This is a genomic window from Streptomyces sp. NPDC002690, from assembly GCF_053592415.1.
The window spans coordinates 1-6248 of the sequence record NZ_JBSFVR010000415.1; the positions used below are offsets into that span (position 1 = coordinate 1).

General features: G+C 70.7%; 8 protein-coding genes. 3 read left to right on the top strand and 5 right to left on the bottom strand.

Annotated elements, in window-relative coordinates; genetic code table 11:
• Positions 1-171: 171 nt before the first annotated feature.
• Positions 172-405, bottom strand: a complete 234-nt coding sequence (locus tag ACWD3D_RS32085; RefSeq protein ID WP_387374906.1) for a glucose PTS transporter subunit EIIB — start codon at positions 403-405, stop codon at positions 172-174.
• 215 nt (positions 406-620) lie between these two features.
• Between ACWD3D_RS32085 and ACWD3D_RS32090 the strand changes: the two genes are divergently transcribed.
• On the top strand, positions 621-1880 hold the full coding sequence (locus ACWD3D_RS32090; RefSeq protein ID WP_451464248.1) for a PTS transporter subunit EIIC: 1260 nt from the start codon (positions 621-623) through the stop codon (positions 1878-1880).
• A gap of 97 nt (positions 1881-1977) precedes the next feature.
• The gene (locus ACWD3D_RS32095; RefSeq protein ID WP_451464249.1) at positions 1978-2886 is read left to right on the top strand and encodes a DUF7916 family protein; all 909 of its coding nucleotides are present in this window, start codon (positions 1978-1980) and stop codon (positions 2884-2886) included.
• Positions 2887-2962: 76 nt separating this feature from the next.
• Here ACWD3D_RS32095 and ACWD3D_RS32100 read toward each other — a convergent pair whose 3' ends face one another.
• Positions 2963-3715: an MBL fold metallo-hydrolase gene (locus ACWD3D_RS32100; protein ID WP_387375474.1), complete on the bottom strand. Its 753-nt coding sequence runs from the start codon at positions 3713-3715 to the stop codon at positions 2963-2965.
• A 236-nt stretch (positions 3716-3951) separates the two neighbouring features.
• Between ACWD3D_RS32100 and ACWD3D_RS32105 the strand changes: the two genes are divergently transcribed.
• Complete coding sequence (locus ACWD3D_RS32105) at positions 3952-4470, top strand: type II toxin-antitoxin system PemK/MazF family toxin (RefSeq protein WP_451464250.1); 519 nt, start codon at positions 3952-3954, stop codon at positions 4468-4470.
• A gap of 180 nt (positions 4471-4650) precedes the next feature.
• Here ACWD3D_RS32105 and ACWD3D_RS32110 read toward each other — a convergent pair whose 3' ends face one another.
• From ACWD3D_RS32110 to ACWD3D_RS32120, 3 genes are all read right to left on the bottom strand, one after another.
• A complete protein-coding gene (locus ACWD3D_RS32110; protein WP_451464251.1) occupies positions 4651-5601 on the bottom strand; it encodes a PLP-dependent cysteine synthase family protein in 951 nt (316 codons plus the stop codon).
• Positions 5601-5879, bottom strand: a complete 279-nt coding sequence (locus ACWD3D_RS32115) for a MoaD/ThiS family protein (RefSeq protein WP_451464252.1) — start codon at positions 5877-5879, stop codon at positions 5601-5603. Before ACWD3D_RS32115 ends, ACWD3D_RS32110 begins: the two co-directional genes overlap by 1 nt.
• Positions 5880-5972: 93 nt before the next feature.
• Positions 5973-6101: a putative leader peptide gene (locus ACWD3D_RS32120; protein ID WP_451464253.1), complete on the bottom strand. Its 129-nt coding sequence runs from the start codon at positions 6099-6101 to the stop codon at positions 5973-5975.
• Positions 6102-6248: the final 147 nt, after the last annotated feature.

Sequence of the window (6248 nt, forward strand, 5' to 3'; positions counted from 1 at the left end):
AGGAGGAGGGCACCGGCGAGGGTGGCGCCGAAGGCGAGCGCGATGAGGACGAGCGGGGCGAGGACGGGGCCGCCGAGGACCGGGGACCCGAGGGGGACCGGCACCCGGCGGGGGTGGGGCGGGGTGACAGGGGGCCGCTGGGGGAAGACGCCCTACCGGCCGGTCACGCCGTCACATCATGTCTTCGATGTCGGCCGCGATGGGGTCGGCGTCCGTGCCGATGACGACCTGGATCGCGCTGCCCATCTTGACGACGCCGTGGGCTCCGGCGGCCTTGAGGGCGGCTTCGTCGACCTTGCTGGGGTCGTGGACTTCGGTGCGGAGGCGGGTGATGCAGCCTTCGACCTCTTCGATGTTCTCGATACCGCCGAGCCCGGCGACGATCTTCTCAGCCTTGCTGGCCATGTCCTTCTCCCTGTCGCAGCGTGCGAACCCACCGCGGGTCCGCTTTGTCACGCTAACGCACGGTTGGCCCAACTTCGCGGGCGCCTGGTAGGACCATCCCCAAAGATGACGATCACCGATGCTCTGCCGTGCGGCAGGGCTCCGTACCGCCCGTCGCGACCGGCCCGAGTCGGGCGTGACGTCCGCCGAAGGTGACGTGTTCCGGGAGGATGCCGATGAGTACGACCGCGGCTGCGGGTCCGCAGCCAAAGTGGTGGAACGGTCCGGTTTCGGGCCTGCAGAAGATCGGTCGGAGTCTTCAGCTTCCGGTGGCCGTTCTCCCGGCGGCCGGCCTGCTGGTCAGCCTCGGCAACCTGTTCGACTCGTATCTGCACGGCGCCTTCTGGGACAAGACCTCCAAGGTCCTGCTCAACGGCGGCACCGCGATCCTGGACGGCACGGTGGGCCTGCCGCTGCTCTTCTGCATCGGTGTGGCGATCGGGTTCGCGAAGAAGGCGGACGGTTCGACCGCGCTGGCGGCGGTGGTCGGCTTCCTCGTCTACCGCGGCGTGCTGTCGGCCTTCCCGGTGGACGACAGCGTGACCGACGCGGTGCCGGACGGTGTGCCGCAGAACCCGGGTGTACTCGGCGGCATCATCATCGGCCTGCTGACCGCGGTGGTCTGGCAGCGCTACCACCGGACCAAGCTGGTCGACTGGCTCGGGTTCTTCAACGGGCGCCGGCTGGTACCGATCCTGATGGCGTTCCTCTGCGTGATCCTCGGCGTGGTCTTCGGTCTGGTGTGGCAGCCGGTCGGTGACGCGCTGACCTGGTTCGCCAAGCAGTTGATCGACCTCGGCGCGTGGGGTGCGGCCATCTTCGGTTTCGCCAACCGCCTGTTGATCCCGATCGGCATGCACCAGTTCCTGAACACCTTCTTCTGGTTCCAGGCGGGCGACTTCACGGACGCCGACGGCAACACGGTGCAGGGCGACATCTCGCGCTTCTTCGCGGAGGACCCGTCCGCGGGTCAGTTCACCTCGGGCTTCTTCCCGATCATGATGTTCGGCCTGCCGGCGGCGGCGCTGGCCATCGCGCATTGCGCACGGCCGGAACGCCGCAAGGAGGTGTCGGGCCTGATGCTGTCGGTGGCCCTGACCTCGTTCGTGACGGGTGTGACGGAGCCGCTGGAGTTCTCGTTCATGTTCGTCGCGCCCCTGCTGTACGGCGTGCACGCGATCCTGACCGGTGTCTCGATGGGTGTCACCTGGGCGCTCGGGGTCCATGCGGGCTTCAGTTTCTCGGCCGGTCTGATCGACCTGGTCGTCAACTGGCATCTGGACACCAAACCCTGGCTGATCATCCCGATCGGGCTCTGTTTCGCGGTGATCTACTACGTGGTCTTCCGGTTCGCGATCACCAAGTTCAACATCCAGACACCCGGACGGGAGCCTCCGGAGGTGGAGAAGGAGATCGAGCGGGACGTCACGAAGTAGCGGCGCCCGCACCCCAGGCCCCCGGACCGTGCGCGGTCCGGGGGCCTCTCCCCGTGCGTTTCGCACCTTTTGCCCATGTACCGCCTAGGCTCCTGCCATGACTTCTCCGACGCCCCGCATCCTCGATCTCGACCGTGAGCAGCTCGCCGCCCTGCGCGGACGGAAGCTGACCGCTTCGGTGGCAGCCGCCGAGGGGCGGACGATGGTGGCGGAGGTGTTCGCGGACCGGGCGGTGCTCTCCGCCCGCCCCGGTGACAACGGGGTGCACAACGCCGAGTTGATGGCGGCCTTCGGTGCGGACATCGTGGTGCTGAACATGATCGAGCGCGCCTGGGACGGGGAGCGTCTGGTGCTGCCGGGGCTCGGTTCGTTCACGTCGATCGCGGAGCTGGCGAAGTGCCTCGGGCGGCCGGTCGGGATCAATCTGGAGCCGGGGGACGTGCCAGAGATCCGGCGGGCGAAGCCGGAGTTCGCGAGGCGGCTGGTCGGGATGGGAGCGGCGATGCTCTGTCTGACGGCGAATCCCGGGACCGGTGGTTCGTACGAGGGACTGGCGCGGGTGACCGAGGAGCTGCGGAACGGCCTCGGCGACGAGGTGGCGCTCTGGAGCGGCAAGATGCATCACGCGGGCCATCCGGAACGGCTGACCGCGGCGCGGCTGACGGCGCTGGTGGACGCCGGGGCGGACGGGGTGGTGCTGCCGCTGCCGGGGACGATGCCGGGGGTCACGAAGGAGCTGGCGGCCGAGGCGGTGGCCGCGGTGCAGGAGGCGGGGGCGGTGGTGATGGGGGCGATCGGTACGAGCCAGGAGGGCGCGCACACGGACGTGGTGCCCCAGCTGGCCCTGAACGCCAAGGAGATCGGGGTGGACGCCCATCACATCGGGGACGCGTTCCTGCCGGGGATGGGTGATCCGGAGCTGTTGTACGCGTACTCCGTGGCGGTCCGCGGGCGCCGGCACACCTGGAACCGGATGGCGCTGGGCGGTCGGGGCCGCAGGGCCTGACCCGGGCTGCGGCCGGGCGGCGGCCGGGCGGCGGCCGGGCGGGGTCAGGGTGGGGTCAGGGTGGGACCAGGACCGCTCAGATCTCGTAGACGGCGCCCGGCACGGCGAGTTCGACCGGACCGGCGTAGACCTCTCTGGCGTCCTCGATGTTGCGTTCGGCGTCGGTCCACGGCGGGATGTGGGTGAGTACGAGCCGTCCGGCGCGGGCGCGGGCGGCGCATTCCCCGGCTTCGCGGCCGTTGAGGTGGAGGTCCGGGATGTCCTCCTTGCCGTGGATGAACGATGCTTCACAGAGGAACAGGTCGGCGTCCTCGGCGAGTTCGTCCAGGGCGTCGCAGGCTCCGGTGTCACCGGAGTAGGCGAGGGACCGGCCGCCGTGCTCGATCCGGATGCCGAAGGTGTCCACGGGGTGGCAGAGCTTCTCGGTGCGGACGGTGAAGGGGCCGATCTCGAACCAGCCGGCCTTGAGCGTGCGGAAGTCGAAGACCTCGCCCATGGCGTGTTCGGAGGGGGTGTCGGCGTGGGCCGTGGTCAGCCGGCGCTCGGTGCCTTCGGGGCCGTACACGGGGAGGGCGGCGGGGCGGGTGCCGTTGTTCGGGTAGTAGCGCACCACGAAGTACGCGCACATGTCGATGCAGTGGTCGGCGTGCAGGTGGCTGAGGAAGACGGCGTCGAGGTCGTACAGGCCGACGTGGCGCTGGAGCTCGCCGAGGGCACCGTTGCCCATGTCGAGCAGCAGCCGGAAGCCGTCGGCCTCTACGAGGTAGCTCGAACAGGCCGATCCCGCGGACGGGAAGGAGCCGGAGCAGCCGACGACGGTGAGCTTCATGGAGCGTGAACCTCCGAGACGTGGCGACGGTGCGGCGGGTGGGTTCGGGGTTGCGGTCCGTCGAGCGTAAGGCGCGAATCTCCTGGTCGCTCCTCCGTGGCCTGCCGTTGTGGGGGAACTCACCTGTGCTGTCACCGGTTCGATGGAAGCGGGGGGACTTCGGCCGCGCGCCCGTTCGTGCGGGAGGGGTTGGCGGGGGCCCGTGGTGGCGTGGTGGGCGCCGGTACGGTCGGGGGATGGAAACGTACTGGTGGGTGATTCTGGTCGTGCTGGTCGTGCTGGCGCTGGTGGCGTCGGTGGTGGACGGCCGGGGCCGGAGCGGTGCGCGGCGCCGGGGTGGCGAGCGGGGTACGGGGCGTCGCCCGGGTGGCCGGACGAGGCCGCCGGGCAGGCCCACGGGCCGACCGTCGGGCGGTACGCCGCAGCCGGGGCGGGGCCGCGGGGCGGGCGCACCGGAGCCGGGCGAGATCTGGTGGGCCGAGGTGCCGTACGAGGACGGGCCGGGGTCGAAGGACCGGCCGTGCCTGGTCCTGTCGGTGCGGAGCGGCCGCGCGGTCGTCGCGAAGATCACCAGCAAGCATCACGAGGAGCGGCCGGGGGTGATCGCGCTGCCGGCCGGGACGGTGGACGACGCGCGGGGGCGGCGGAGTTTCCTGGAGACGGACGAGCTGCGGGAGGTCGCGGTGGGCGGCTTCCGGCGGCGGGTGGGCCGGGTGGACGCGGAGCTGTGGGGGCGGGTGCGGGACCTGGGGTAACGGGGGTGGGCGGGCGGTCTCCGTACGCTCCCGGGGGTGTGGTCCGTACGCCCACCCGGACGCCCCGGAACATGGGACGCGACGAGACGCGGGACCCCTGGAACGCGGGACCCCCGGAACGCGGGACGCCGACGCCCCGGAGTGGGGGCGTCGGCGTCGCGCGCGAAGGGTGTCGGGGGGTCAGGCCCAGAGCTGCCCGTGCAGGGTCTCGATGGCGGCCTCCGTGGTGGGGGCCGTGTAGACGCCGGTCGAGAGGTACTTCCAGCCGCCGTCGGCGACGACGAAGACGATGTCCGCGCTCTCCCCCGCCTTGACGGCCTTCTGGCCGACGCCGATGGCCGCGTGGAGCGCGGCACCGGTGGAGACACCGGCGAAGATGCCTTCCTGCTGGAGGAGTTCACGGGTGCGGGCGACCGCGTCGGCGGAGCCGACCGAGAAGCGGGTGGTCAGCACCGAGGCGTCGTACAGCTCGGGCACGAAACCCTCGTCGAGGTTGCGGAGTCCGTAGACGATGTCGTCGTAGCGGGGCTCGGCGGCGACGATCTTGACGTCCGGCTTCTGCTCGCGGAGGTACCGGCCGACGCCCATCAGCGTGCCGGTGGTGCCGAGGCCCGCGACGAAGTGGGTGACCGACGGGAGGTCGGCGAGGATCTCGGGTCCGGTGGTGGCGTAGTGGGCGCCCGCGTTGTCCGGGTTGCCGTACTGGTACAGCATCACCCAGTCCGGGTGTTCGGCGGAGAGTTCCTTGGCGACCCGGACGGCCGTGTTGGAGCCGCCGGCCGCCGGTGAGGAGACGATCTCGGCGCCCCACATGGCGAGCAGGTCGCGCCGCTCCTGGGAGGTGTTCTCCGGCATGACGCAGACGATGCGGTAGCCCTTGAGCTTGGCCGCCATGGCGAGCGAGATGCCGGTGTTTCCGCTGGTCGGCTCCAGGATGGTGCAGCCGGGGCGCAGGCGCCCGTCCTTCTCCGCCTGCTCGACCATGTGGAGCGCGGGGCGGTCCTTGATCGAGCCGGTGGGGTTGCGGTCCTCCAGTTTGGCCCAGATCCGGACGTCGTCGGAGGGCGAGAGCCTCGGGAGGCGGACCAGCGGGGTGTTGCCCACGGCCGCCAGCGCGGAGTCGTACCGCATCAGCGCATGCCGCCGGCGACGGCCGGGAGGATGGTGACGTTGTCGCCGTCGCTGAGCTTGGTCGTGATGCCGTCGAGGAAGCGGACGTCCTCGTCGTTGAGGTAGACGTTCACGAACCGGCGGAGCTGCTCGCCGTCCACGATGCGCTCACGGATGCCGTTGTGCCGGGTCTCCAGGTCGTTGAAGAGGTCGGCGAGGGTCTCACCGCTGCCTTCGACCGCCTTGGCGCCGTCGGTGTAGGTGCGAAGGATGGTGGGGATGCGGACCTCGATGGCCATGGCGTGGGCTCCTGTCGGAAGCGGAGTGGCGTGGCGCGCGTTTCAGCACCCGCGCGGATGGTGGTACGTGGGGTGGGGCGCTCGGGCCGGTGCTCAGGCCTTGGGCCCGGTGGGCAGGCTGCGACCAGGACAGATCGCGCTGGAGAGCCTGCACAGGTCGACGTGCAGCCGCGCGACGAGCAGTGCGCCCGGCGTCATTTCGCTCACGTCATGGGAAACCATGCGCTCATCGTATCGATTCCTGTTCGGGAAACCCGAGTGTGATCTCACATGACGGAACAAGACCGTTCACCATGCGGACTTTCGCTCCGCGTGGCGCCCGGTCGGCGGCGCCGGACGCGCGGGGCGGCGGGGCCCGGTGGGGCCCCG